The organism is Streptomyces sp. NPDC008150 (assembly GCF_042956945.1).
Classification (GTDB): domain Bacteria; phylum Actinomycetota; class Actinomycetes; order Streptomycetales; family Streptomycetaceae; genus Streptomyces.
Genome location: NZ_JBIBHJ010000002.1, coordinates 433,656 through 460,310 on the forward strand (window position 1 = coordinate 433,656; position 26,655 = coordinate 460,310).

The 26,655-nt window shown below is 72.5% G+C and carries 22 protein-coding genes; 12 read left to right on the forward strand and 10 right to left on the reverse strand.

The genetic code is table 11. The features are described from left to right. Nucleotides 1–1,347 precede the first annotated feature (1,347 nt). Nucleotides 1,348–2,634: a hypothetical protein gene (locus ACFZA0_RS07950; RefSeq protein ID WP_391013049.1), complete on the forward strand. Its 1,287-nt coding sequence runs from the start codon at nt 1,348–1,350 to the stop codon at nt 2,632–2,634. A gap of 100 nt (nt 2,635–2,734) precedes the next feature. On the opposite strand, the gene ACFZA0_RS07955 is transcribed toward ACFZA0_RS07950, so the two are convergent. The 7 genes from ACFZA0_RS07955 to ACFZA0_RS07985 form a co-directional block, all read right to left on the reverse strand. Next, complete coding sequence (locus tag ACFZA0_RS07955; protein WP_391013051.1) at nt 2,735–4,222, reverse strand: MFS transporter; 1,488 nt, start codon at nt 4,220–4,222, stop codon at nt 2,735–2,737. A gap of 295 nt (nt 4,223–4,517) precedes the next feature. Then, entirely contained in the window at nt 4,518–5,090 is a 573-nt protein-coding gene (locus tag ACFZA0_RS07960; protein ID WP_391013052.1) for a YbhB/YbcL family Raf kinase inhibitor-like protein, read from the reverse strand. Further along, a complete protein-coding gene (locus ACFZA0_RS07965; RefSeq protein ID WP_391013054.1) occupies nt 5,087–5,656 on the reverse strand; it encodes an isochorismatase family protein in 570 nt (189 codons plus the stop codon). Before ACFZA0_RS07965 ends, ACFZA0_RS07960 begins: the two co-directional genes overlap by 4 nt. Before the next feature lie 82 nt (nt 5,657–5,738). Beyond that, nucleotides 5,739–6,176, reverse strand: a complete 438-nt coding sequence (locus tag ACFZA0_RS07970) for a MarR family transcriptional regulator (protein ID WP_391013055.1) — start codon at nt 6,174–6,176, stop codon at nt 5,739–5,741. Between the two features lie 227 nt (nt 6,177–6,403). Beyond that, complete coding sequence (gene sigJ, locus ACFZA0_RS07975; RefSeq protein ID WP_391013056.1) at nt 6,404–7,387, reverse strand: RNA polymerase sigma factor SigJ; 984 nt, start codon at nt 7,385–7,387, stop codon at nt 6,404–6,406. A gap of 143 nt (nt 7,388–7,530) precedes the next feature. Continuing rightward, the gene (locus ACFZA0_RS07980) at nt 7,531–8,217 is read right to left on the reverse strand and encodes a DUF6215 domain-containing protein (protein ID WP_391013058.1); all 687 of its coding nucleotides are present in this window, start codon (nt 8,215–8,217) and stop codon (nt 7,531–7,533) included. A gap of 275 nt (nt 8,218–8,492) precedes the next feature. Continuing rightward, the gene (locus ACFZA0_RS07985; protein WP_391013060.1) at nt 8,493–9,494 is read right to left on the reverse strand and encodes a substrate-binding domain-containing protein; all 1,002 of its coding nucleotides are present in this window, start codon (nt 9,492–9,494) and stop codon (nt 8,493–8,495) included. A gap of 411 nt (nt 9,495–9,905) precedes the next feature. Here ACFZA0_RS07985 and ACFZA0_RS07990 point away from each other — a divergent pair, with 411 nt between their 5' ends. The 7 genes from ACFZA0_RS07990 (at nt 9,906) to ACFZA0_RS08020 (ending at nt 19,274) form a co-directional block, all read left to right on the forward strand. After that, nucleotides 9,906–10,832 (forward strand): ABC transporter permease subunit, encoded by a 927-nt coding sequence (locus ACFZA0_RS07990; protein ID WP_391013061.1) that lies wholly within the window; start codon nt 9,906–9,908, stop codon nt 10,830–10,832. 7 nt (nt 10,833–10,839) lie between these two features. After that, on the forward strand, nt 10,840–11,790 hold the full coding sequence (locus ACFZA0_RS07995; RefSeq protein WP_391013063.1) for an ABC transporter permease subunit: 951 nt from the start codon (nt 10,840–10,842) through the stop codon (nt 11,788–11,790). 107 nt (nt 11,791–11,897) lie between these two features. After that, nucleotides 11,898–13,244 carry an extracellular solute-binding protein gene (locus ACFZA0_RS08000; protein WP_391013065.1) on the forward strand — a complete coding sequence of 449 codons (1,347 nt, stop codon included), beginning with the start codon at nt 11,898–11,900 and terminating at the stop codon, nt 13,242–13,244. A 222-nt stretch (nt 13,245–13,466) separates the two neighbouring features. Beyond that, nucleotides 13,467–15,521: a beta-galactosidase gene (locus ACFZA0_RS08005; RefSeq protein WP_391013067.1), complete on the forward strand. Its 2,055-nt coding sequence runs from the start codon at nt 13,467–13,469 to the stop codon at nt 15,519–15,521. A 194-nt stretch (nt 15,522–15,715) separates the two neighbouring features. Next, nucleotides 15,716–16,240: a helix-turn-helix transcriptional regulator gene (locus ACFZA0_RS08010; protein ID WP_391013068.1), complete on the forward strand. Its 525-nt coding sequence runs from the start codon at nt 15,716–15,718 to the stop codon at nt 16,238–16,240. Then, nucleotides 16,237–16,926: an ATP-binding cassette domain-containing protein gene (locus tag ACFZA0_RS08015; RefSeq protein WP_391013070.1), complete on the forward strand. Its 690-nt coding sequence runs from the start codon at nt 16,237–16,239 to the stop codon at nt 16,924–16,926. The genes ACFZA0_RS08010 and ACFZA0_RS08015 overlap by 4 nt, the downstream gene beginning before the upstream one ends. Continuing rightward, the gene (locus tag ACFZA0_RS08020) at nt 16,923–19,274 is read left to right on the forward strand and encodes an FtsX-like permease family protein (protein WP_391013072.1); all 2,352 of its coding nucleotides are present in this window, start codon (nt 16,923–16,925) and stop codon (nt 19,272–19,274) included. Before ACFZA0_RS08015 ends, ACFZA0_RS08020 begins: the two co-directional genes overlap by 4 nt. A 43-nt stretch (nt 19,275–19,317) precedes the next feature. Here ACFZA0_RS08020 and ACFZA0_RS08025 read toward each other — a convergent pair whose 3' ends face one another. Then, nucleotides 19,318–20,781 carry an oxygenase MpaB family protein gene (locus ACFZA0_RS08025; protein WP_391013074.1) on the reverse strand — a complete coding sequence of 488 codons (1,464 nt, stop codon included), beginning with the start codon at nt 20,779–20,781 and terminating at the stop codon, nt 19,318–19,320. A 153-nt stretch (nt 20,782–20,934) separates the two neighbouring features. Beyond that, a complete protein-coding gene (locus ACFZA0_RS08030) occupies nt 20,935–21,723 on the reverse strand; it encodes a DeoR family transcriptional regulator (RefSeq protein WP_391013076.1) in 789 nt (262 codons plus the stop codon). Between the two features lie 203 nt (nt 21,724–21,926). Between ACFZA0_RS08030 and ACFZA0_RS08035 the strand changes: the two genes are divergently transcribed. Both ACFZA0_RS08035 and ACFZA0_RS08040 read left to right on the forward strand, forming a co-directional pair. Next, nucleotides 21,927–22,817, forward strand: a complete 891-nt coding sequence (locus ACFZA0_RS08035; RefSeq protein WP_391013077.1) for an SIS domain-containing protein — start codon at nt 21,927–21,929, stop codon at nt 22,815–22,817. An 85-nt stretch (nt 22,818–22,902) separates the two neighbouring features. Beyond that, nucleotides 22,903–23,757 (forward strand): class II fructose-bisphosphate aldolase, encoded by an 855-nt coding sequence (locus tag ACFZA0_RS08040; protein WP_391013078.1) that lies wholly within the window; start codon nt 22,903–22,905, stop codon nt 23,755–23,757. Between the two features lie 299 nt (nt 23,758–24,056). Here ACFZA0_RS08040 and ACFZA0_RS08045 read toward each other — a convergent pair whose 3' ends face one another. After that, on the reverse strand, nt 24,057–24,653 hold the full coding sequence (locus tag ACFZA0_RS08045) for a TetR family transcriptional regulator (RefSeq protein WP_391013080.1): 597 nt from the start codon (nt 24,651–24,653) through the stop codon (nt 24,057–24,059). A gap of 66 nt (nt 24,654–24,719) precedes the next feature. On the opposite strand from ACFZA0_RS08045, the gene ACFZA0_RS08050 reads away from it, so the two are divergent. Both ACFZA0_RS08050 and ACFZA0_RS08055 read left to right on the forward strand, forming a co-directional pair. Continuing rightward, nucleotides 24,720–25,643 (forward strand): ATP-binding cassette domain-containing protein, encoded by a 924-nt coding sequence (locus ACFZA0_RS08050; RefSeq protein ID WP_391013081.1) that lies wholly within the window; start codon nt 24,720–24,722, stop codon nt 25,641–25,643. A 30-nt stretch (nt 25,644–25,673) separates the two neighbouring features. Then, nucleotides 25,674–26,498: an ABC transporter permease gene (locus ACFZA0_RS08055; RefSeq protein WP_391013083.1), complete on the forward strand. Its 825-nt coding sequence runs from the start codon at nt 25,674–25,676 to the stop codon at nt 26,496–26,498. Nucleotides 26,499–26,655 lie beyond the last annotated feature (157 nt).

Here is a 26,655-nt window from a genome sequence, read left to right on the forward strand (position 1 = left end):
GCGGCGGACCACAAGATCCTTCCCGGCCAAAGATGTCGACTCGTCGATCACCCGCAGGCGCGCACCCTGTGACGCGGCGACACGCCGGACCCCGGGCCGCCGGAACCGCCACCTCGGGGACAACACGGCGAACACAGCGTGAACTTGCCCCTCCCGTGCCCCTCCCGCGTTCCTCGCGACGCCCTTGCGGCATCGCGGGGCGGACCCGGGAAATCCCCGCGCCGCCGCTCGCGAGACGGCCGAAACACCGGGAAACGCGATTTGCACCAGAACGCGTTGTGATCATGGTCACCTCCCACCCGTCCGACGCTGTGGGCGACTTGTGAAGGTGCGGAGAGATCGCTTAGAACTTCCTCACGTGCATTCACCGAGGTGGGGCGGTGTTCACCGTACGTTGTCCGGTCGACGCCGGGACTCGTGCGCACGTGTCCTCCACACCACCGCACCGTCGGTGAGCGCACGGCAGAGCCGACCGGGAGTCCGGGCGGGCGTTCCCGCGCACCGATCCGCACACGCGCCGGTGCGTTCGCGCCGTACCCGACCCTCGACGACTCAGCCCATCCGGCACGCCAGTACCCCTTCGTCCGGCCGCAGTCGACCGGACCGTCCGAAACGAGCGCCACGATGACTCCCGACACGCGGACGGACCTGCCGCTTTCCGCGAGACGGACCGGGACCGCGCCCGTGTCCGCAGCAGTGCCGCGCACGGCCCCGGCCGGCCCCGGTTTCACCGTCGGTCTCGCCCTCGGCCTCGTTCTCTCGCTCGGCGCGTGCTCGGCGCAGGATGCGTCCGGCGGACCGCACCCGGACCGCGGGGTCGGCACGCCCGGCACGTCGGCCTCGGTCTCCGCACCGGAACCCTCCGCCGACGCGCCGGACTCGGCGTCCGCGTCGCCCAACGCCTCCCCCGCACACGGCGACAGGGCCGCTTCTTCCCCAACTCCGTCGAAAACGGCGGCGGTTCACAGCGCGGGCACGGCGACGGGCGGAGCCGGCGGGTCCGGGAGCGGCACGGGGTCGGGCACGGGCTCCGGCTCCGGCTCCGGCTCCGGCTCCGGCTCCGGAGGTTCCACGGGTTCCGGCAGTGGCGGCGGCTCCGGGTCCGTTCCGCAGAACCCCAACAGGGGCGCCTCGCCACCCCCCGCTCCCTCGCGCCCCTCGCCGACACCCGAGTGGAGTTCGGCCGCCTGGTCCCCCGGCGACCCGGTCGAGACGACCGCGCCCGGCGTGGCTCCCACCGGCTGACCCCGGCGCCCGGCCCGGCGCCTTCGGGGAACCGGCGGCGTCCGAGGTCCCGGCGCCCTTCGCACGACGCATTCACGTCCCAACCGGAAGAGCAGACGCACTGTGAGTGACAGGTCGAACAGCGGCAGACCGCACGAGGAACCCGGATCCGCGCACGAGGAAACGAACGGCTCCCCCGCCCGCCCCGTACCGCCGTCGGCCGCCGGCACGGGACCGGGGACGGGAACGGGCGCACAGCCGGGTGCCGGCCGAGGCAGCGGGGCGTCGGACGTCCCGGACGACGTGTGGGACAAGTTCCTCCGGGACTCCGAGCGGGACATCCGCGGCTCCGCCCCCAAGGAACCGTCGGCACGCGCGCGGAGGGTCGCCGCACGGCTGCGCGAGCAGGAGGCACGCAACCAGACGCCGCCCGGCTGGCGTACCGGCCCGGCGTGGCAGGAGATGACCGGGCGGGCCCAGCAGCGCCGCCGCTGGCGCGCCGTGATCGGCATCCCCCTGGTGGTGGCGGTGGCCGTCGTGGCGATGAAGCCGTCGCTGATCCCGGGCAACCCCTTCGGGGCGGCGACCTCCGACGGCACGTCCGCCGTCGCCGCCTCGCCCCTGCCCCCGGAGACGGCCGCTCCCACCGCCCCGCCGGACCAGGTCGCCCCCGGGACGCCGACGATGGACCGTCCGTTCGCCGGTTCCCCGGCCGAGCGGTGGGCCGACGGCGAGTCCGGCATCGTGCTGCCGAAGGCGCACGCCGTGGCCGGCTTCTCCAAGGCCCAGGTGCGGAAGGCGCTGGAGCAGACCCGCACCCTGCTGGTCTCCGGCAGCCTCGACCTGAACACCCTCCAGGGCTCACGCCCGAAGGCCGCGTTCGACGTGCTCGACCCGATGCAGAAGGACCTCCTCGCGACGCTGAACACCGCGTTGAGCGCACCGGACAAGGCGCACGACCCGGTGGCGCTCTTCAGCCGCTTCGACCCGGGCGCGGTCCGGCTGGCGGGAATCGTGGTCAAGACCCGGGGCCGCATGACGCTCAAGGAGGGGAAGAACGGGTCGGTGAGCGTGCACGCCGACTACTCGTTCGTGTACCCGGTGGTCCGCCCGGACGACTCCGCCCAGGAGGTGACCCGCACGGTGGTGCGCCGCGTGCTCGACGTGGGCCTTCAGGACCCGGCGCGGTACATGGTCACGCCGGGGAGGATCGACATCGAGGGCTACCGGTACGACGCGAGCAACTCGGCCTGCGGGGTGTTCGACGGCTACCTCCACCCCGGGTTCTCGACGACGGGGGCCGACGCCACCGGCGACCCCGCGACGGGCCCGACGGCGGACCCGTACGACCGCAGCGGCGAACTCGACTCGGAGTCGGACGCGCCCTGCGGAACTGCCAGCAGGATCTAGGCGTTCAGCGGTCGTGCGCGGTGCGTGACGCGCCGCGCACGACCCGCCCCGTCCCACCGCCCCGTCCCGCCCCGTCCCGGCGTCCGCGAGCGGCGTCCCCTCACGGTTTCCCGGCGTGCTCCTGCGAGACCCGGTACAGCTCCTTGCTGGTGCTGACCAGTTCCTGCCGCTCCTCCTCCGAACCCACCATCGGCTGCGAGCCGTTGAGCGGCACCTGCGCGCTTTCCGGCAGGAACTTCACGGTCACCAGGCCGATGGCTCCCGCCAGCATCAGGTAGTACGCGGGCACCATGTCGTCGCCCGTGACGTTCACCAGTGCCTCGGTGACGAGGGGGGTCGTGCCGCCGAAGGCCGCGACCGCGAAGTTGAAGCCGATGCCCATCGCCGCGTAGCGGATCGCCGTGGGGAACAGCGCGGGCAGGGTGGCCGCGCTGGGCGCCGCGAAGCAGGCGAGCAGTGTGGAGAGGATCAGCACGCCCAGGATGGGCAGCCAGGTGCCATCCGCCTTGATGAGCAGGAAGGCGGGGATCGCGAGCACGATCATCGCGGCGGCACCGACCGCGTAGACCGGCCGCCGTCCCACCCGGTCGCTGAGCCGCCCGATGAACGTGATGAGCACGACGATCCACAGCATGCCGATCAGCACCAGGACGTCGGCCGAGCTGCTGGAGCGGTTCAACGTGTCCGTCTGATAGGTGGGCAGGAAGCCCGTGACCATGTAGTTGGTGACGTTGTAGAGCAGCACGATGCCCATGCACAGCAGCAGCGGACGCCAGTGGTTCCTGATGATGGTCTTGAACTCGGTGCCGGCGGAGTCCTGGGCGAGGCTCTTCTCGTGTTCGTCGAGCTGCTTCTGGAAGGCGGGGGACTCCTCCAGCTTGAGCCGCATGTAGAGGCCGATGACGCCGAGCGGGCCGGCGATCAGGAACGGCAGGCGCCAGCCCCAGGAGACCATCTGGTCGTCGCTGAGGAGGAAGTTGAGCAGGGTCACGAGCGCGGACCCGAGGGCGTAGCCGACGAAGGTGCCGAAGTCGAGCCAGCTCGACAGGAAACCCCGGTGGCGGTCGGGCGAGTACTCGGCGACGAAGGTGGTGGCGCCCCCGTACTCGCCCCCGGTCGAGAAGCCCTGGACCATGCGGGCGAGGAGCAGCAGGATCGGGGCGGCGAAACCGATGGTGCCGTAGCTGGGGATCAGGCCGATGACGAAGGTGCCGGCCGCCATCATGATCATGGTGGTGGCGAGCACCTTCTGGCGGCCGATACGGTCACCGAGGGGGCCGAAGACGAGGCCGCCGAGGGGCCGGACGACGAACGCCGCGGCGAAGGTGGCGAAGGACGAGACCACCTGCGCGCCGGGTGAGGCGTCCGGGAAGAACACCTTGCCGATGGTGGAGGCCAGGTAGCTGTAGACGCCGAAGTCGAACCACTCCATGCAGTTGCCGAGCGCGGAGGCGCTGACCGCCCGCTTGAGCATGGGTGCCTCGACGACCGAGACGTCCTCCTTGCGGAAGGCGCGCTTGTTGCGGCGCAGCCGCCGGGTCAGTTCCTCCCGCACCTGGTGCGGCATCGCGGCGAGGGTCCTCGCCATCTTCGCGCGGCTCGGGGAGGGGGGCTGTCGGTCGGGCCTCACATCACCCACGCTGCCGCCTTTCTGCCGATAAGCCCTTTTGTTACCAAAGGGGATTGTGCACCGGGGTGATCACCGGGTGCACACCCAGGAGGCCGTCCGGCGGAATGGGCGGCACGGAAGGCCGGGCGGGGCGCGGGCGGCGTGGGCGTACGTGCGGCGGCACGCGCGAGCGGGGCGGGCCGGGGGGCAGGGCGGAGGGCGGCCGCGGGTGGACCGGGGCCGGAACCCCGGCCCGCCCGCGGCCGACGGCCGGTCAGCGCTCCACGGTGCCCGTCAGCCGGCCCCGGGCGAGGACGGGCGCGGTCACGGAGGACAGCAGCACGCGGGGCCTCGCCCGCTCGGGTGCGGTCCCGTCGGGGGTGGCACCCACGGGGGCCGCGAGGGCGAAGAGCTGGAACACGTAGCGGTGCGGTCCGTGCCCCTTGATGGGCGCGGGACCGTGGTAGCCGCGTCCGATGGTGGAGCGCAGCACCCTGACGCCGTCGGCGGGCCGGCCCGCCGCGAGGGCGCCGGCGGCGAGTGCCCGGACCGCCGGGTCGACGAGGGCGACACAGTGCACGGCGGGCTTGCCCAGGGGGACGTCGGGGTCCTCCATCACCAGGAGAAGCTGGGCGGTGCCCTGCGGCGGCGCGTTCCAGGCCAGCCGGGGGGAGAGATTCCGGCCCCCGACGTTCTTGGCGTGGTGGTCGCGCGGCATCGCGCCGCCGTCCTCGAAGTCCTCGCTGGTCGGCTCCAGCAGTTCGGGGGCGGCCAGGTTCGGACGGCTCCACGCCCCGTGGGTCTCGCCCGCCCTGCGGTCCTTGAGGAGGCGTCCGAGCAGGCTCATCGTGTGGCTCCCAGCTTGTCGAGGATCTCGTCGGTGGTGGCGGTCTCCCCGAGCTTCGGGAAGACACGTCCGACGCTGTGGCGGTGCGTCTCGACGTCCGGGTCGGTGACGGCGTCCGTGGCGACGACGACGTGGTAGCCGTGGTCGGAGGCCGAACGCGCGGTCGACTCGACGCCCGAGCCGGTGGAGATGCCGGTGAGGACGACCTGCGTGACGCCGAGATCACGCAGCAGCGTGTCGAGACCGGTGTCGTGGAACGCGCTGCGCCGCCGCTTGCTTATCAGGTGGTCCGTCGGCCGTACGTCGAGTTCGTCGACCAGGTCGGCCCAACCCGGCGGGAACGCGGCGGCGGCGCCGCCGGACGGCCGGTTGTCGGTGCGCCCGGGAGGCGCCCCCGTGACGTTGACGAGGACCACGGGCAGGCCGTGCCGGCGGAACGCCGCCGCCAGCTCCGCGGACCGCCGTACGGCAGCGGTGACGGCGTCACCGCTGTGGGCTTCGACGATTCCCTTCTGAAGGTCGATCACGACGAGGGCGGGCGTGGGGTCGAGCACTGTCAGGGTCATGGGTCGTACGTGTCTTTCTGCGGGAGTGGTTCACAACGTGCCACCTCGGCCGAACCGGGTTCGCCGGAGCGGGTCCAGCCGGTCAGATCCTCTGGGCGAGTCGTTCGATGAGCGGGGCCGCCGCCGCGAGCTGCTCCAGCTCCACGGGGGTGAAGCCGTCCGCGAGCGCTCGCGCGAGCAGTTCGCCGCGGGCGCCGCGCTTGTCCGTCAGCGCCTGTCGCCCCGCGTCCGTCAGCGCCAGGACCACGCGCCTGCCGTCCGCCGGGTCGGCGGCGCGCTCGACCAGACCCCGGGCCCGGAGGCCGCCGAGCGTGGCGCCCATCGCCTGCGCGGTGATCTGCACCTGCCGGGCGAGCGCCGACGACGTCGTGGGGCCCGTGCGGTCCAGCAGCGACAGGGCGGTCCGCTCGGGCATCGTGAGTTCGCCCTCCGCGGGGACCTGGCGCACGCGCCGCAGCAGCGCACCGACGCTCGCCAGGAGGGCAGCGGCAACGGCACCGGTGTTCGACTCGTCCGTCATGTACTAAGGCTACTTTATCAATCAGCCTTAGTACATTCGGCCCGGAGCGACGGCCGGACGGGCGCGGGCGTCGTCAACCGCACGAGCATCGGTCCACTCGATGTGAGTGCGTCCAAAAACCTCCGCCGTACGGAAGCGTTGCTCTCCTTGCGGCACCCGGGGAAGTCCCGCGGTGAGCACGGGGGCGGTTCGCTTCTCCGGGTGTCGCTCCCGGGCGGCCGCGGCGGTCAGCCGAGCCCGTCGTCCTCTGTCCACGGGCGGAGCTTCTCGGGGTTCCGCACGGTCCACATGTGCTTGATCCGGCCGTCCACGATGGCGATCGCCACCACCGCCACCGTGGCGGAGTGCCGCCGGACGACCAGGCCGGGACGGCCGTTGACCGTACGTTCGACGAGCGTCAGGCCGGGCAGCACGTCGAGAAGGCCGACGGCGCGACGCGCGACTTCCTCGGCCCCCCGGACCGGGACCAGGGCGGCCCGCACCACGCCGCCGCCGTCCCCGGTCGCCGTGGCGTCGGGGTCGAGGAGCCCGATCAGGGCGTCCAGGTCCTTCGCCTCCCATGCCGCCTTGAAGTCCCTGACCACATCGGGGTGTTGGGCGTCGGGAGTCGCCCCTTCCCGCGACTCGCGCACGCGACGGCGTGCGGCGGAGGCAAGTTGACGGCAGGCGGCGGGAGTTCGGCCGACGATGCCGGCCACCTCGGCGAAGGAGAAGCGGAAGACGTCGTGCAGGACGAACGCGACGCGCTGCGCCGGGGTCATCTGCTCCAGGACGACGAGGAAGGCCATGCTGATGGACTCGTCGAGGGTGGCCCGGTCGGCGGGGTCGGTGCCGCCGCCGCCGGACCAGCCGTGGATCCACTCCGCACGCTCCGGCACCGGCTCCGGGATCCACTCGCCGACGTACGCCTCACGCCTGGCGCGTGCCGAGCGGAGCTGGTCGAGGCAGACCCGGCTCGCGACCGTCGTCAGCCAGGCCCCCGGGGAGGCGACGGCGGCACGTTGCGCGGGGGACGTGGCGTACCAGCGCGCGTACGTCTCCTGCACGACGTCCTCGGCCTCGGTCAGTGAACCCAGCAGCCGGTAGGCGAGGTTGACGAGCCGGCGCCGCTCGCCCATGACGACGCCGAGTTCCGGTTCCCCGCCCGGGGCCGGGGGGTGACCCGGACCGGCACCGGGCACACGGGCCCCCGGCCGCTGTTCGCCGCTCATGGTGTGGCCGCCCCTCGGTCGCCGTCCGCCTGCAACCTTCCGACGGGACAGCGCACTTGAATGTCAGGCCGCCGAACCCGCCCGGTCCGGCGGGCAGTCGCGTCCCGGCGCACGGCCCTCCGCCCGAGGGGGCGGAGCCGGGGTCAGCCGGCGACCCAGCCCGGGACCGTCGGCAGCACCATCCGGGCGACGTTGAGCAGCGCCGTGTCGTCCGGCGGCACGTCGTCCTGGCGCCAGATCACGACCTCGAACGAACCGCCGCCGTCCTTCGCGCTCTTGGCCACGACCAGGTGGCGGGCGATGCCGCCGGGCCGGGTACCGCCGTCGCCACCGAGGGAGAAGGTGATCGTGTGGTCGGAGTAGAGAACGGCCGGGTGGCCGAGGACGGTTCGCGGTTCCGCGTCCTTGCCGAACAGGTCCGCCATCTGGGAGACGGTGAGGTGGTCGTAGTCGACGGAGAGCTTCACGGAGTAGGTCTGCGTCTCCACGTGGGCCTCGGGGGCGGCGATCTTGTCGCCGCCGGCGAGGGTGATCCAGTTGCCGGACCCGTCCGCGGTCTGCACGTGGTCCTCCGGGGTGCCCAACATGGCAGGAAGATCAGGGCGGTTGAGTACCGAGCACAGCCGTGCGCCCGACGTGTAGCGCGCGGGCAGGACCTCGGTCAGCCTGGTGCACGTGGCCGGCTTCTTCTGCGCGGCCGCGGCCTGGCCCTTGAACGCACCGTTCAGCGCCCACATGGCGGCCACCACGACACCCACGAACGCCAGTGCCGCCACGACCTGAGCCCCCGTGCCGCCGCCACGTCTGGGTGCGGTCACTTCTTCGGCCATGTCCCCCGCCTGCTTTCCCGCTGTCCGTTTCCTGTGCGCGCTGGAGCTTAACCGGTGATCGTTTCGGGGGGAACAGGAATCCGAACGGCCCGCGGAGCGTGCTCGGAGCAGGGCCTTCACGACGGCGGGGCGCCCGTGCTCCGAGCGGGCGGGCGCAGTGCCGGCTCGGCTCCGGTACGCGTCGGGCGAACCGATCCGGCGAACCGGAACGCACTACGGGCGGGACGCCGCGGGCGACGGCCCGTCCGGCACCCCCGCCCCGGGCCCGGCGGAAGTCACTCCCCGTGGCCCCCGCCCGGCGGCACCCCCGTGCTCGCCCGCACCACCAGGCGGGTCGGGACCAGCGTCGTGCCCTGTTCCGGGCCGTCCCTGTGCATCTTGCTCAGGACCGCGTCGACGCACAGCCGGCCCACCTCCGCGAAGTCCTGGTGGACCGTGGTCAGCGGGGGCAGGAACGACGTCGCCTCCGGTATGTCGTCGAAGCCGATCACGCTGACGTCCTGCGGTACCCGGCGGCCGCGTTCCGCGAGGGCGCGCAGCAGGCCCAGCGCCATCTGGTCGTTGGCCGCGAACACGGCTGTGCAGTCGGCCTGTTCGGCGAGTTCGAGTCCGGCCCGGTAGCCCGACTCCGCGGACCAGTCGCCGCGGACCGGCGGCGGCGCCGTGCGGCCCTCCTCGGTCAGCGCCGCGCGCCACGCGTCCGTGCGGCGCTGGGCGGCGAACGAGCCCTCGGGGCCCGCGAGGTGCCACACCGTGCGGTGGCCGAGCCCGAGCAGGTGCAGCACGGCCGCGCGGGTGCCGCCCGCCTGGTCGGTGTCGACGACCGTGTAGTGGTCGCCCGCGTCGGAGTCGACCACCACCACCTGCACGTGGGGCGGCAGTTGGAGGGTCGCCGCGTCCAGGAGGTGGACCTCCATGATGACGATGACGGCGTCGACGGCGAGTTCCTCCAGACGGGAGAACGCGCCGCGCACCTCGTCCTGCGTGGGGACCGCGACCGGGAGCAGTGTCACCGCGTAGCCCTCGCTCGCCGCGGAGGTCGCGATGGCCTCCAGGGTGCGGACGTTGCCGGTGGTGGAGAGCGTGAACGTGATGACGCCGATGGTGCGGAACTCGCCGCGTTTCAGGGCCCTGGCCGCGCTGTTGGGGCGGTAGCCGAGTTCCTTCATGGCGGCGAGGACCTGTTGCCGGGTCTCCTCGTTGACACCGGCGAATCCGTTGGACACCCGGGAGACGGTCTGGGAGGAGACGCCGGCCAGCCGTGCCACGTCGGCCATCGACGCGGACTGGACACGGCCGCCTGGCCTGCCCGTCGCCCGGGAGGCGCCACGCGGCCGGCGGGATCCGGGAGCGGCTCCGGGAGCGGCTCCGGACGCGCCGCGCGGCTCCGCGGCCGGACCGTCGGCACTGGTCGGGGTTTCCTCGTCGGCGTCCACCGAGTGCTTACCGCCTCTCCGTCACTGCAACTGCCGTCCACGTCCCGCGACTCACGACTCTTGACCGTCGTCGTCGGTGGAGTGTAGACATGCCGCCACCGGATGTTTACGTAAACATAACAGGTGGCGGCGCTGTCGCACCGTCAGATGTTTGCGTAAACATCGAAGCGGCGCGGGGGCCGGGACGTCCGCGTGGCACATCTGGTTCCCGGACGTGGACGACATGGACGACGTGGACGAGCGAGGAACGACATGACGACGCTGCATCCGCCGGCGGTGGACGGCCCGGGAACGGCACCGCCCCCGGCGCGACGGGACCGCCGCTCATGGGTGGGCTGGGGATTCGTCGGTCCGTTCGTGGCCGTGTTCGCGCTGGTCTTCCTCGCGCCGATCGCCTACTCGGTCTACCTGAGCCTCTTCCGTGACCAGCTCATCGGCGGAAACCACTTCGTGGGGTTCGACAACTACCAACAGGCCTTCCAGGACAAGGTGTTCTGGGAGTCACTGGGCCGCGTCGCGCTCTTCCTGTGCGTCCAGGTGCCGATCATGCTGGGCATCGCCCTGCTGGTGGCCCTGGCCCTGGACAGCGGCCGGCTCTACGGCAAGAGCTTCTTCCGCGTCTCCGTCTTCCTGCCCTACGCGGTGCCCTCGGTCGTGGCCACACTGATGTGGGGCTTCATGTACGGGACCAAGTTCGGCCTGGTCGGCGACATCGACGACGCGTTCGGCGTCACACTGCCCGACCCGCTCTCCACGCACCTGGTGCTGGCCTCGATCGGCAACATCGTGACGTGGGAGTTCGTCGGCTACAACATGCTGATCTTCTACTCGGCGCTGCGCGTCGTCCCGCACTCGCTGTACGAGGCGGCGGAGATCGACGGCGCGGGCCAGCTCCGGGTGATCAGCGCCATCAAACTCCCGGCGATCCGGGGCGCGTTGGTGATCGCGACGATCTTCTCCATCATCGGCAGCTTCCAGCTGTTCAACGAGCCGAACGTGCTCCAGAAGCTCGCGCCCAACGCGATCACCACCGACTACACGCCCAACTACTACACCTACTCGCTGTCGTTCTCCGGCCAGCAGAGCAACTACTCCGCCACGGTCGCCATCGTCATGGGGCTGATCACCATGGTGATCGCCTACGTCGTCCAGCTGCGCGGCATGCGCAAGGGAGCGTGAGGCTGCGATGACCAGTCCCGTCACCACCGTCCCCGCGGACTCCCCGGCCCGCCCGACCCGCACGACGCGCTCCGCGCCGCGCCTGCGCCGGGCCCGCGCGGAGCACCGGCCCGGACGTCCCCGGCGCAGTGTGCTGCTGACCCTGCTCACCGGTCTGGTGCTGCTCTACAGTCTCGTTCCGCTGCTGTGGCTGCTCATCAGCGCCACCAAGTCCCAGCAGGGGCTGGGCCGTTCGTTCGGCCTCTGGTTCGACAGCGACTTCGCGCTGTGGAGCAACATCCACGACACGTTCACCTACGACGACGGCATCTTCTCGCGCTGGCTCCTCAACACCCTGCTGTACGTGGTCGTCGGCGCGGGCGGTGCCACGTTCCTCGCCGTGCTCGGCGGTTACGCGCTCGCCAAGTTCGACTTCCCCGGCCGGCGCGCGGTGTTCGCCTTGGTCATCGGGGCCGTCGCGGTGCCGGCCACGGCGCTCGCGGTGCCGACCTTCCTGATGTTCAGCAAGATGGGGCTCACCGACACCCCGTGGGCGATGATCATCCCTTCGCTGATCTCGCCGTTCGGCCTCTACCTGATGTGGGTGTTCGCCTCGGAGGCGGTCCCCAACGAACTGCTGGAGGCCGCGCGCATCGACGGCGCCGGGGAGATACGCACCTTCTTCGGTGTCACCCTGCCGCTGCTCGCGCCCGGCATCGTCACCGTCCTGCTGTTCACCATGGTGGCGACCTGGAACAACTTCTTCCTGCCGCTCATCATGATCAAGAACCCCGACTGGTACCCGCTGACCCTCGGCCTCAACAGCTGGAAGGCGCAGGCCCAGACCGCGGGCGGCGAGGTCGTCTTCAACCTGGTCCTCACCGGTTCGCTCATCACCATCGTGCCGCTGATCGTCGCGTTCCTGCTGCTCCAGCGGTACTGGCAGTCCGGACTCGCCGCCGGAAGCGTCAAGGAGTAGCACCGCCGTCCGCGGCGCGCCGCTCCCCCGCCCCTCCCTCTCGTCACCCGCTCCTCAACACACCCTCGCCGTACCCGGTTTCGGCCACGAAGAAGTGGAACACGACCATGCGCAAGAATCCCCGCCGCGCGTTGCGCGGCCTCGGCCTCGTCTGCGTCCTCGCCCTGGGCGCGACCGCCTGCGGCGGCTCCGACGACGGAGGCTCGGACGACCAGAAGGCGGTGTCCCAGTCGGACGTCCAGGCCGCCCTGAAGAAGGGCGGCACCGTCACCGTCTGGGCGTGGGAACCCACGCTCAAGCAGGTGGTCGCCGACTTCGAGAAGGAGCACCCGAACGTCAAGGTCAAGCTGGTCAACGCCGGTACGGGCAACGACCAGTACACGGCGCTCCAGAACGCCATCTCCGCGAAGAAGGGCGTTCCCGACGTCGCGCAGGTCGAGTACTACGCGCTCGGCCAATACGCGCTGACCAAGGAGCTCACGGACCTCAAGGCGTACGGCGCGGACAAGCTCGCCTCCACGTTCTCCCCCGGGCCGTGGAACAGCGTGAAGGCCGGCGGCGACGGCGTCTACGGACTGCCCATGGACTCCGGCCCGATGGCGCTGTTCTACAACAAGACCCTCTTCGACAAGTACAAGATCGCGGTGCCCACGACCTGGGACGAGTACGTCGACGCCGCCGAGAAGCTGCACAAGGCGGACCCGAAGGCGTACATCACCAACGACGTCGGTGACGCCGGCTTCACCACCAGCATGCTGTGGCAGGCCGGCTCGCGGCCGTACACGGTCGACGGCACGAAGGTGAAGATCGACTTCTCGGACCAGGGCGCCAAGACGTTCACCGCCACCTGGCAGAAGCTGCTCGACAAGAAGCTCCTCTCCCCCGTGGCCAGTTGGTCCGACGACTGGTACAAGGGCCTGGGTGACGGCTCCATCGCCACACTCGCCACCGGCGCCTGGATGCCCGCCAACCTCGCCTCCGGCGTGAAGAACGCCTCCGGCGACTGGCGCGTCGCACCGCTGCCGCAGTGGACGGCTGGCGGCAAGGCCAGCGCGGAGAACGGCGGCAGCTCGCTCGCGATGCCCGCCCTCGGCAAGAACAAGGCACTGGCGTACGCGTTCATGGAGTACGCGGACGCCGGTGCCGGGGTGCAGACCCGGGTCGACAACGGCGCCTTCCCGGCGACGACCGCCCAGTTGAACTCCACCGCGTTCCAGGACACCAAGTTCCCGTACTTCGGCGGTCAGCAGGCCAACAAGATATTCGCCGAGTCGGCCGCGAACGTCGCCGACGACTGGTCGTACCTGCCGTACCAGGTGTACGCGAACTCGATCTTCAACAACACCGTCGGCAAGGCCTACATCTCGGGCACGACGCTGACGGACGGCCTCGCGTCCTGGCAGGCGGCGTCGGTCAAGTACGGCAACGAACAGGGCTTCACCGTCGAGAAGTAGGCCGTCGCCCCACGGGACCGGCCGGTCCACGGGTCCACCGCCGCACCCGCGGGTGCGGCGGGCGGCCCGCGCGAGGCATCCGCCCCGCGCGGGCCGGGACCACGCCGGCATCCGCGCAACGCACGGGTGCCGGCGACCGGCGGACACCGAGAGACGTCCTGTCACGCCGGGCGGTGGGCCAACCCACCGCGCCGCCCGGCGCAACGCACCGGAAGGACCGCAATGATCTCCACCCTTCTGTCCCGCCACGGACGCGGGGCGGACGGTGACCCCGCGCCCCGTCTCGCCTACGGCGCCGACTACAACCCGGAGCAGTGGTCGCGGGAGGTGTGGGAGGAGGACGTACGGCTGATGCGCGAGGCCGGTGTCAACACCGTGTCCGTGGGGATCTTCTCCTGGGCCCGCCTCCAACCCGGGCCGGACGTCTGGGACTTCGCCTGGCTCGACGAGGTCATGGAACTCCTGCACGGCGGCGGCATCGGCGTCGACCTCGCGACCGCGACGGCCTCGCCGCCGCCGTGGCTCACCACCGCCCATCCCGAGATCCTGCCGGTCACGGCGCGCGGCGAGACGGTGTGGCCGGGCGCGCGCCAGCACTGGCGCCCCACCTCCCCCGTGTTCCGCGAGCACGCGCTGCGCCTGGTAAGGGAGTTGGCGACCCGGTACGCGGACCACCCGGCACTGGTGGCGTGGCACGTGAACAACGAGCTGGGCTGCCACAACGTCTACGACTACTCCGACGACGCCGCCCGCGCCTTCCGGGAGTGGCTGCGCGTCCGCTACACCACCCTCGACGCGCTCAACCACGCCTGGGGAACGGCGTTCTGGTCCCAGCGCTACAGCGACTGGGAGCAGATCCTGCCGCCGCGCCTGGCCGCCTCGCACCCCAACCCGACCCAGCAGCTCGACTTCAAGCGCTTCTCGTCGGACGCCCTCAAGGACCACCTGCGCGCCGAACGCGAGGTGCTGCGGGAGATCACCCCGGACATCCCGGTCACCACCAATTTCATGGTGATGGGCGGCACGAAGGGCATGAACTACCCGGACTGGGCGCAGGAGATCGACTTCGTCTCCAACGACCACTACGTGGTGCCCGGCGCCCGGGACCGGGACGAGCTGTCCTTCTCCGCGAACCTGACCAGCGGCATCGCGGGCGGCCGGCCCTGGTTCCTCATGGAGCACTCCACGAGCGCCGTGAACTGGCAGCCGGTCAACCTGGCCAAGCGGCCCGGCGATCTCGCCCGGGACTCCCTGCTGCACGTCGCCCACGGCGCCGACGCGGTGTGCTTCTTCCAGTGGCGGCAGTCGGCGGCGGGCGCCGAGAAGTACCACTCGGCGATGCTCCCGCACGCCGGCGCGGACAGCGACCTGTTCCGCGCGGTGACCGCCCTGGGGGCCACCCTGGGACGTCTCGCGCAAGTGGCCGGCACCGAGCGGGAACCCGCGCGCGTCGGCATCCTCTTCGACTGGGAGTCGTGGTGGGCCTCGGAACAGGACTCGCATCCCACCTCCCTGCTCGACTACCGGCGTGAGGCCCTCGACTGGTACTCGGCGCTGCTCGACCTGGGTGTCCGCGCCGACCTGGTCACCACCCGCGCCGACCTGCACCGCCACCAGGTGCTCGTCGCCCCGGTGCTGCACGTCGTTCCGGCCGAACTCGCCAAAGAACTCACCCGGTTCACCGAGCGGGGCGGCCACCTCGTCACGACGTACTTCTCCGGCGTGGTCGACGAGAACGACCACGTGTGGCTCGGCGGCTACCCGGGCGCCCTGCGCGACCTTCTCGGCATCCGCATCGAGGAGTTCGGGCCGCTGCTGGACGGCGACACCGTCGAACTGGACGACGCGAGCACCGGAAGCCTGTGGACCGACCGGATCGACGTGACGGCGCCGGAGACGGAGGTGCTGGTCCGCTACCGCACCGGTGTCCATGCCGGACGGCCCGCCGTGACACGGCGTCCGACGGGCGGCGGCTCGGCCGCCTACGTGTCCACGCGGCTCGGCGTCGAGGGGTTGCGGGCGCTGCTGCCCCGGCTGCTCGCACCCGCCGGGGTGGACAGTGAACTGCCGCCGTCCGCACGGGGACCGGTCGAGCTGACCGTCCGCAGCGGTGCGGCCGGACGGTTCCTGTTCGTGGTCAACCGGACCGACGGCACGGTGCCGCTGCCGGACCTCGGCGGCGAGGTCCTGGTGGGGGCCACGGCTCCGGCCGGGGCCGACGGAGGCCCCGTTCTCGGGCCGCGCGAGGTCGCCGTACTGCGACAGCCGGCCGTCTGACGCACCCGCCCGCCCGCGAGACGCCCCGCCGGATTCCACGGCGGGGCGTCTCGGCGTTCCGGGGTCCCGAACAGCCCTCGTACGGCCGTGACTTGACGCTGACCTGCGGCATCACCGATCGCGGCTCCCGGCCGCGTCCCGCTATGCACCGCGCGTATACACAGGAGGTATACACACTGTGTAGAGTGCTCCGCATGTCCATCGGTCACACCCTTCTGGGACTCCTGGAATCAGGTCCGCGCCACGGCTACGACCTCAAGCGCACCTTCGACGAGAAGTTCGGCCACGACCGGCCGCTGCACTACGGCCAGGTCTACTCGACGATGTCCCGGCTGCTGCGGAACGGCCTCGTCGAGGTCGACGGCATCGAGGCGGGCGGCGGCCCCGAGCGCAAGCGGTACGCCATCACCGACGCGGGCGTCACCGACGTGCAGCAGTGGCTCGCCACGCCGGAGAAGCCCGAGCCGTACCTCCAGTCGACCCTCTACACCAAGGTCGTCCTGGCGCTGCTCACCCACCGCGACGCGGCCGGCATCCTCGACACCCAGCGCTCCGAGCACCTGCGCATGATGCGCGGCCTCACCGAACGCAAGCGCAAGGGCGATCTCGCCGACCAGCTCATCTGCGACCACGCCCTGTTCCATCTGGAGGCCGACCTGCGATGGCTCGAACTCACCGCCGCCCGCCTGGGACGCCTCGCCGAGGCGGTGACCGAGTGACCCCTCCGCCCGGCTCCCTGCTGACCGCCGAGAACCTCCGCAAGGACTACGGACCGACCACCGCCCTGGACGGCGCCGGATTCTCCATCCACCCGGGCGAGGTCGTCGCGGTGATGGGCCCCTCCGGCTCGGGCAAGTCGACGCTGCTGCACTGCCTGGCCGGCATCGTGCCGCCCGACTCCGGCTCCGTCACCTTCGACGGCACAGAGATGACGACGATGAACGACGCCCGCCGCAGCGCGCTGCGGCGCAGCGAGTTCGGCTTCGTCTTCCAGTTCGGCCGTCTCGTACCCGAGTTGACGTGCGTCGAGAACGTCGCGCTGCCGCTGCGGCTGAACGGAACCGGCCGCAGGGAGGCGGAGCGGGCCGCGCTCTCCTGGCTGGAGCGCCTGGAGGTGGACGGCCTGCGGGCCAAGCGGCCCGACGAGATATCGGGCGGTCAGGGCCAACGGGTCGCCGTGGCACGGGCGTTGGTCACGGGCCCGCGCGTGGTGTTCGCCGACGAGCCGACCGGCGCCCTCGACTCGCTCAACGGCGAACTCGTGATGGAACTGCTGACGGACGCGGCCCGCTCGTCCAACGCCGCCGTCGTCCTCGTCACGCACGAGGCCCGGGTCGCCGCGTACTCGGACCGTGAGATCGTCGTGCGCGACGGCCGGTCCCGCGACATGGAGCGTGCCGTATGACCGCGCGCCAGTGGTCGCGGGACCTCTCGATGGGACTCAGGTTCGCCTTCTCCGGCGGCCGCGAGGGCTGGATCCGGGTCGTGCTGACGGCCGTCGGGGTCGGCCTGGGGGTGGCACTGCTGCTGGTCACCACCGCCGTGCCGCACGCACTCGCCGCCCGCACCGACCGTGCGGACGACCGTATGGACCGCACCATGCTCAACACCGCGAAGGCCCTCCCGAGGTCCGACCGTACGGTGCTCGTCGCGGACGTCGACACCACGTACCGCGACAAGGACGTGTACGGGCGGGAGCTGGAGCCCGAGGGTGCCGACGCACCGCTGCCGCCGGGGGTGGACGCCTTCCCCGCGCCCGGCGAGATGGTGGTCTCCCCCGCGCTGCGCGCACTGCTGGACTCCGCCGACGGCGAGCTGCTGCGGCAGCGGCTGCCGGACCGGGTGGTCGGCACGATCGGCGGTCGGGGGCTGCTGGGTTCACGTGAACTCGCCTTCTACCGGGGCACGGAGGGGCTCGCGGCCAAGCTCGGCGGCCAGAGCGTCATCCGCATCGACCGGTTCGGCGAGGCCGACCGCTCGGGCGACGGACTGGACCCCGTCCTGCTGCTGCTCACCCTCGTGGTGTTCGTCGTCCTGCTGACCCCGGTCTGCGTCTTCGTCGCCACCGCCGTCCGGTTCGGCGGCGACCGGCGCGACCGAAGGCTCGCCGCGCTGCGGCTGGTGGGCGCCGACAGCGCGACGGCCCGGCGGATCGCCGCCGGCGAGGCACTGGCGGGGGCGGTCCTGGGCCTGCTCTGCGGTGCCGCGTGCTTCCTCGGGTGCAGACGACTGGCGGACCGCTTCGAGCTGTTCGGGCTCAGCGTGCTGCCCGGCGACCTCGACCCCTCCGCGGCCCTGGTGCTCCTGGTCGCGGTCTGCGTTCCCGCCGCCGCCGTGGCGGTCACCCTGCTGGCGATGCGGCGGGTCGTGGTCGAGCCCCTCGGCGTCGTGCGCACGGCACGGCCGGCCCGACGTCGCCTGTGGTGGCGACTGCTGCTGCCCGTGGCCGGCCTGGGACTGCTCGCCACCCTGATGGGCAGGGGCACCACCGGCGGGAACTTCAACCAGTACCAGGTGAGCGCCGGCGTGGTCCTGCTGCTCGCCGGCGTCACGGTCCTGCTGCCGTGGGTCGTCGACGCGGTCGTAACGCGGCTCGGTTCGGGCGGTGTGGCCTGGCAACTCGCGGTAAGGCGCCTTCAGTTGAGCGGCAGCACCGCGTCCCGGATGGTCAACGGCATCGCCGTCGCGGTGGCGGGCGCGATCGCGCTCCAGATGCTCTTCACCGGGGTGGAGCCCGCCTACACGTCGGCGTCGCCGCAGGACCTCACCCGGGCGCAGATGCAGGTGAGCACATCACGCGGGGTCTCCGTGGCCCAGGCGTCCGCCGAGTTCGCCGCCACCAAGGGTGTCGACCGGGTCTACGCGTACGCCGAGGGCATGGTCGCCGACAGGCCGGACGCGGATTCGGGGTGGTCCACCCTGCTGACCGTCGGCGACTGCGCGGCCCTGCGCACCAGCGCGAAGCTGCCGTCCTGCCACGACGGGGACGTCTTCACCGTGCGCGGCGAGGACGTCGGCGACGACACGGAGGCACTGGCCGAGCGCGGCCACCGGGTCTATCTCGACCCGTACGACACCCTCGCCGGCTCGGAGGCCGCCGACGCGAGTCTCGCCTGGACGCTGCCGCGCCGGGTGAAACGGGCCGTGTCGGTCATGAACCCGGTCGGCGAGCACCGGGGAGGTCTCCTGGTGACGCCGGGCGCGCTGCCCGGGGGAGCCGGGGCGACCCTCACCGCGACGTTCCTGCTGAGGGTCGACGACTCGGTGGCGGACGTGCACGACCGGGTCCGGAACACCGCGGCCCGGGTCGATCCGCTGGCGCGAACCGCCGTGTGGTCGGAGACCGACCAGTCCCACAAGTTCGCCTCGATCCGTACCGGCCTGCTCGCGGGTGCCGCGTGCGTGCTCACCCTCATCGGGGCCAGCCTCCTGGTCTCCCAGCTCGAACAGCTCCGCGAGCGCAGGCGGTTGCTGTCGGCGCTGGTCGCCTTCGGCACCCGGCGTCGCACCCTCACCCTCTCGGTGCTGTGGCAGACGGCGATCCCCGTCGCCCTCGGCCTCGCCCTCGCGATGCTCGCGGGCCTCGCCCTGGGCGCGGTCCTGCTGCGGATGGCCGACGAGAGGGTGAGCGTGGACTGGGCGAGCGTCCTGGCGATGACGGGCATCGGCGCGGGTGTCGTCCTGGCGGTGACGCTCCTGAGCCTGCCTCCGTTGCTGCGGCTGATGCGGCCGGACGGGTTGCGCACGGAGTAGTGGCACGGGCGGACCCGACCGGCTCCCGGGACCGGCCGACTCGTCAGGGTCTGCCGAGCAGTTGGGTCCCCGCCGTCGTGTCGGCCCGAGCCGTGAAGTAGTCGGTGAAGGCCGCCACGAACTCCTCCTCGGAGATCTCCCCGTCGCCGTCCCCGTCCAACTGCCGGAACCCGTGGTTGAGTTCGGCCGGGTGGACCCGGGAACCGCCGAAGAGGGCGCGGTACTCGTCGGCGCCCAGCCGCCCGCTCCCGTCGGTGTCCGCCGCCCTGAACAGGGCGCGGACGGCGACCCGCAGGCCCTTGTCCAGGTAGGCGGGGTCCTGGTCGACACCGGCCAGTACGGCGGTGACGAACTCGGTGCGCGAGACCCTGCCGTCGGCGTCCGCGTCCATCGTGGCGCGGATGTGCCGCCACCAGGTGTCGAAGGCGGTGTACACGTCGGACTGCCGGTCGTCGTCGAGTTCGAGTTGCCAGCACACGTTGTGGGCCATGGACTGGAGGTCGACCGCGGTGATGCAGCCGTCGCCCGTCTGGTCGAGCACCTGGCGGAAGAACGCGTCGACGCGCCGCGCCCGGTCGTCCCCGCGGCGGGGGCCGCGCTGTCCGGGCAGCGACCGTGCCGCCGTGGACGCGCCCTCGCTCCTGGGGGCGGCGTGGGCGCCGTGCGCCGCCGCGTGCGAGGCGTGCCGCGGGGACCGGGGCGTCTTCGTCGAGCCCCGGTACCGCATCCGGTCCGGCAGCCGGGTCATGACCAGCCGCGTTCCCCGGTGGAGGGTCCACGACAGCACCGCCGCGGACGGGGTGCGTCGGAGACCGAAGCGTTCGCGGAACGCCGGCGGCAGGTCGGCGAGGGTGAGCGCCGTCAGGGTGCGGGCGACCGCGACCCGCAGCAGGGGCCACGCGGGACGCAGGCGGCCCAGCCTGCGCGGTGCCGGGGCCTGGCGCAGGACCCCGTACAGGAAGTCGTGGACGACCTCGCCGCATTCGAGTCGCTCGCGGATGGTGCGGTCCATGTACGCCGGGACGTCCGCCGCCGTGGCCGGGTACAGCTCGTCCGGCATCCCGAACTCGGCGCACACGGCGCGGAACTGGGCGTACAGCTCGTCGAGTTCGGCCGCGGAGAGGGGATCGCCGGACAGTTCCCGCATCGCCGTCATCGACTCGTAGAGGGTCATGAGCACCCACACCCGCACCCCGGGATCCACCGCGGTGAACGGCCGCCCCTCCGGGTCGGTGCCGGAGATGCGGCGGTGGCTGCGTTCCAGTCGGGCGATCTCGCTGCGCAGCCCGTCGCGGTCGGAGAAGAACAGGCGTCTGCCGCTGTCCATGGTGTGCTCGACGCGGCGCCACGGATGCGCGCGGTACGTGGAGAAGTGGCCGACGCCGGCGGCGACCGCCGGGTCCGCGTTCTGGAGGACCAGCAGCCGCCAGGCCACGAGGGCGATGCGCCACTCGCCGAGCGTGCGGCGCAGGAGGGAACCGGGGCCTGGCAGGGAGGAGTTGGTCATGTGGGTTCCCGGGGAGGTGGGGAGTGGTGCGCCACCCGGTTCGGGTGGTGCCACCAGTAGCACCCGAAAAGGGCTCCCCACGCACCACATCCCGGCGCAAACCACCCGATGTTGTGCTCTTCGCCCCCGCTCCTCGAGGACGCCGCCCCTCGCTCAGACCGTGACGACCCGCACGCCCGCCTCGCGGATCCGGTCCAGTACCGCCCCGGGCGCGTCCGTGTCCGTCACCAGGTGGTCGATGTCCGTGAGCGGGCACACCCGTGCGAAGGCGCGCGCGGCGAGCTTGGTGCTGTCGGCCACCACCACGACCGTGCGGGCCTGCCGGGCCATGAGCCGGTTGATGCGCGCCTCCTCCTCGTCGAGTGCCTTGGCCCCGTACTCCGGGTCGAGGGCGTCGACGCCGAGGATCGCGTGGTCGAGGTCGATCTGCGCGAGCGTGTCGTAGGCCAGTGGGCCGGTCAGTTCGAAGGACTGGAGGCGGGAGACGCCGCCGGTCATGACGAGTTTCACGTGGCGGCGGACGGTGAGTTCGCCGGCGATGTTGATGGCGTTGGTGACGATCGTGAGCCGCCGGTCGGGACCCACGCCCTCGTCCGGCGTGTGCCGGTGCGCCAGCGCCCGCGCCACCTCGGTGGTGGTCGTCCCGCCGTTGAGGCCGACGACGTCGCCGGCCGCGACCAGTTCGGCGGCGGCCCTGCCGATCCGCTCCTTCTGCGTCCCCCTGCTGGCACGGCGGTAGCGAATCGGGAGGTCGTAGTTGACCGTCGTGGCGACCGCCCCGCCCCGGGTGCGCGTCACCAACTGCTGCTCGTGCAACTGGTTCAGGTCACGGCGGACAGTGGTGGGCGAGACGCCGAACCGCCGCGCGAGCGCGGCGACATCGACGTGCCCCTCGGCGGCCATCGCGTCCAGCAGGGCGTTCATGCGGGCGTATCGGTTCACTGGAGCTCCCAACTGCGTTACGGGATCGTAGCAGTGGTGCTCGTAAGTGCTCATTACTGCCATTGATGGGCTACTTGCGAGCACTTATCGTCGGTACGGCGAGCTGCGGCCGACCGGTTCCCGGTCCCCGCCCGGCCGCCGAATGCCCATCAACTCCGTTGCTCCGTCACGCGGTTCGGTTCGTTCAGGGAGGACAAGGACGTATGTCGTTCATCGGCGAGGAGACAGCCCGCCAGCCCCAGGCCTGGCTCACGGCGGCGGGCACCGTGGCCGCCGGCGGGGAGGGACTTCCCCTTCCCGGTGAGCGGGTGGCCGTGGTCGGCTGCGGGACGTCGTGGTTCATGGCCGAGGCGTACGCGGTGCTGCGCGAGGGGCGGGGGCTCGGCGAGACGGACTTCTTCGCCGCGTCCGAGTTCCCGCACGAGCGCCGCTACGACCGGCTCGTGGCGATCACCCGCTCCGGCACCACGACCGAGGTACTGGAACTGCTCGACCGGCGGCGCGGCCGGTACCCCGCCGTCGCCCTCACCGCGGACACGGCGACCCCGGTCGTGGACGCCGCCGAGCACATCGTCGACCTGTCCTTCGCGGACGAACGCTCCGTCGTGCAGACCTTGTTCGCGACGACCGCGCTGACGGCGCTGCGCGCCGGACTCGGCGAGGACGTCGGCCCGCTGGCCGAGGCCGCGCACACCGCCCTGGCGGACCCGCTCCCCGAACAGTGGCTCGACGCCGAGCAGATCACCTTCCTCGGGCGGGGCTGGGCGCACGGCGTCGCGCGCGAGGCAGCGCTCAAGATGCGGGAGGCGACGCAGAGTTGGACGGAGTCCTACCCGTCCATGGAGTACCGGCACGGTCCGATCGCCATCGCCGCGCCCGGCCGTCTGGTCTGGCACTTCGGCCCGGACCGCGACGGGCTGCGCCCCGACGTCGCACCCACCGGGGCGACCTTCGTCGACCACCCGGAGGACCCGCAGGCCGACCTGGTGCGCGTCCACCGCCTCGCCGAGGCGGTCGCGGTACGCCGGGGCCTGGACCCCGACCGGCCGCGGTCGCTGACCCGGTCCGTGGTGCTCGACAGCGCGGGGTCGTGAACACCCCCGCCCGGCAACGCCGTCGGCGTGCCGTCGTCCCCCCGGTGCCCGTCACCCGGCACCCGTCACGCGGAAGGAACGTCCCGTGCTCTGTCGCAGTGCGGATCTGATCGCCGAGGCCCGCGCGTCGGGCACCGGCATCGCGGCCCTCAACGTCATCACGCTGGAGCACGCCGAGGCGGTGGCCGCGGCCGCCGAGGCGACCGGCCTGCCGGCCATCGTGCAGATCAGCCAGAACGCCGTGCGCTACCACGGCGGCGACGTCCTGCCGCTGGCCTCGGCGGTGGCCGCGCTCGCCGAGGCCGGGGCGGCGCGCCTCGCGCTGCACCTGGACCACGTGGAGGACGTCGAACTGCTCCACCGCACCGCGGAGTGCGGGGCCAGCTCCGTGATGTTCGACGCCTCGCGGATGCCGGACGCGGAGAATGTCGCCGCGACCCGTCGTGCCGCCCAATGGGCCCACGCCAACGGCCTGTTCGTCGAGGCGGAGCTGGGAGAGATCGGCGGCAAGGGCTCGGCCCACACCCCGGGCGTCCGCACCGACCCCGGCGACGCCGCGCGCTTCGTCGAGGAGACCGGGGTGGACGCGCTGGCCGTCGCGGTGGGCAGCAGCCACGCGATGGTGTCCCGCACGGCCTCGCTGGACCTGGAGCTGATCGCCCGCATCCACGAGGCGGTGCCGGTGCCCCTGGTGCTGCACGGGTCGTCGGGGGTGCCTCACGCGACGCTGCGGGCGGCCGTCGCGCACGGCATGACGAAGGTCAACATAGGGACGCTGCTCAACGTCGCGTTCACGGACGCCGTCCGCGCCGGGCTGCGCGAGGCACCCGAGGCGGTCGACCCCCGGCGCTATCTGTCCGCCGCGCGGGCGGCGGTCGCCGCGGCGGTCGCCGAGTGCCTCACGACGGTCACCTCCGCCGCACCGGCGACGGCTCCCTAGCCCGCACGGACGGACGCCGTCCGGCGCGACGGAAACGGGGGCGGGCGCGCCGAAGGAGGGCACGGGGAACGGCCTCGTACCGGGGGTCCGTGTCCGGGCGTCCGTGCCCGGGGGCCGCGTCCGGACGTCCACGCCCGGATGTCCGTGCCCCGGACCGAACGGCACCCGGGCAGGTCGAGTCCGCCGCCACTGCCCGACGACGCCTCGGGTGCCCCGGGCCCGACGGGCTTCGCAGGCGTCACGGGCGCGCCGCCCCGCCGGGCCTGCCTCGGCGCGGCCGACCCCGCCGGTGACGGCCCCTACCCCGGGACCTGGCGCCGCCGCCCCGGGGCCAGGCCGGAGTCCCGGGCCGGGGGCTCCGCGGCCGCGAACTCGACCAGCCGGGACAGGAGTTCCTCCGCGTGGTCGAACTCCGCGTCGGCGTCCAGGCCCGCGAAGCGGCCGCCGGCCTCCGAGGCCGCGAAGCCGAGCATGTAGGTCGACACCATCCGCTCCAGGCGCGGCACCTCTCCCTCGGGCACGCCGGCCAGGCGCAGCGCGTCGTGCACCTCCTCGCGCGCGACGACCGCCCCGTCGGTGAGCGCCCGGCGCTGGAAGAGCAGGACGAACAGGTCGGGGTGACGGCGGGCGGTCGCCCGCATGTTGTCGGCCAGGGCGCGCAGCCGTACGCGCCAGTCGCCGTCCGGGCCGGGGGTCCGCGCCACCTCGCCCATCAGCCGTTCGACCAGGCCGTCGAGCAGACCCGCCTTGTCACCGACGTGCCGGTAGAGGGCCATCGGCGTGACGCCCAGACGTGCCGCGACCGCTCGCATGGTGACGGCGCCGAGGCCCGACTCGGACGCCAACTCGAAGGTCGCGTCGAGCACTCGGGCCCGGGTGATGCGGGGCGGGTTCATTGCGCCCTCCTGTCTTGTGCGGCTACCCTCCGGAGTATACGACGTATACCAGCGAGGGGGGAGCACGTGCTGAAGGCCGAAGGCCTCCGCAAGAGGTGGGGACGCGTGCAGGCCCTGGACGACTTCTCGCTGACCGTCCGGCCGGGCGAGATCTGCGGCCTGATGGGGCACAACGGCGCCGGCAAGACGACGTTCGCCCGTGTCTGCGCGGGTCTCGAACGGGCGGACGCGGGCCGGGTCGAGATCGCCGGTCACGACGTTCGCGCACGTCCCGAACAGGCGCGTTCACGGCTCGGGTTGGCGCCGCAGGAGATCGCCCTCTACCCGACCGTGACGCTCCGTCAGAACCTGCGTTTCTACGGTGGACTCGCCGCCCTGCACGGCGGCGCGCTGCGCCGGGACATCGAGGAGATCACCGAGGCGGTCGGACTCACCGCCGAGCTGGACCGCGTCGTCGGAACACTCTCCGGCGGCCAGCAGCGAAGGGCCCAGGCCGCCACGGCGCTGCTGCACCGGCCCGAGGTGCTGCTGCTGGACGAGCCGACCGCGGGCGCCGACCCGGTCACCCGGCAGGCCCTGCTCGACCTGGTGCGCGAGCGCGCGCGGGACGGTGCCGCCGTCTGCTACACCACCCACTACCTGCCGGAACTGGAGGAGTTGGACGCGACGCTCGCCCTGGCGCGGGCAGGTCGGGTCGTCGCCCGCGGCGGCCGGGCCGAGCTGCTCGCCGGGCTGCCGGGCCGGGTCGCCCTCGGCTTCTCCGGCGCCCCTCCGGCCGCCCTGCGCGCCGCGGCGACGAGCGTCACCGACGGACGGGAGCTGCACTTCGCCACCGACCGCCCGGCGCACACGCTCGCCCGACTGCTCGCCGGACTGGGCGACCGCGCGGACGAGGTGACGACCGTCGAGACCCGCGGGCCGACCCTCGACGACCTGTACCTGCATCTGACCTCGACCCCGCACACCACGGCCGGTGCGCCCCTTTCGTGAGGCGCCCGCCCCGACCACGAAGGGCCCGCCATGGTCCCCGAGACCGCCCCGGCCGCCGAGGCCGGCCCCACCGCCGGACCGCACGTCGTGGCGGAGCGCTCCGCCCGTGCGTCCGCGTCCCTGCGCAAGGCCCTGGCCGTGTTCCGCCACACCTGCGTCCTGCTCGCCCGTGATCCCGGGACGGTCGTCGCGTACACCGTCATGTCGATGGTGCTGCTGGTGGTGCTGCGCCCCGTCTACCAGCGGCTCGGCACCCCCGGCGGCTCACCGGCCGAGCAGGGGACGCCCGGTCTCGCGGTCATGTTCACCCTGCTCGCGCTGGACGTGGCGGGGCAGTTGCTGCTCTCCGAGCGCACCTGGCGCACCTGGGACCGGCTGCGGGTCGGCTCGGTAGGCACCCTCGCGGTACTGATCGGGAAGGCGCTGCCCCTCACGGTGCTGTTCACCCTCCAGCAGGCCGCGCTCTTCCTGTTCTCCGGCGTGGTCTTCCGCTTCCCCGTGGCGGACGGCACGTGGCGGCTCCCGCTGATGGCCGTCTGCTGGGGGCTGTGCGTCTCCTGCTGCGGGCTCGCCCTCGGTGTGTGGGTGCGCACGCAGGGGCGGTTGGCCGCCACCTCCGACATCGGCGCGCTGGCGGTGACCTGCCTGAGCGGCTCGCTGGTGCCGTTGGCCGTCCTCCCGGGCTGGGTCGGCGACGTGGCGCCCCTCACCCCCGGCTACTGGGGGCTGCACGGCCTGCGGGACGCCGTGAACGGCGACGACGCGGGCTACCTCCGCTCGCTCGGGGTCGTCCTCGCCATGACGGCGGCGGCGCTGCTGCTGGCCTCGCTGCGCAGCCCTCGCAAGGCGCTGTGAGGGCCGCGGACCGTGCCCGGGGCCGCGCCCGCGACGGCGGGGCCTCCCTGGCCGGGTGACATGGCCGGGTGACGCGACACGACGGTGTCAGTGCCCCTGCCTAGGGTCTGCGGTGCCGGACCGGTGCGGACCGGTGGTGACGACAACTCCCGGGAGA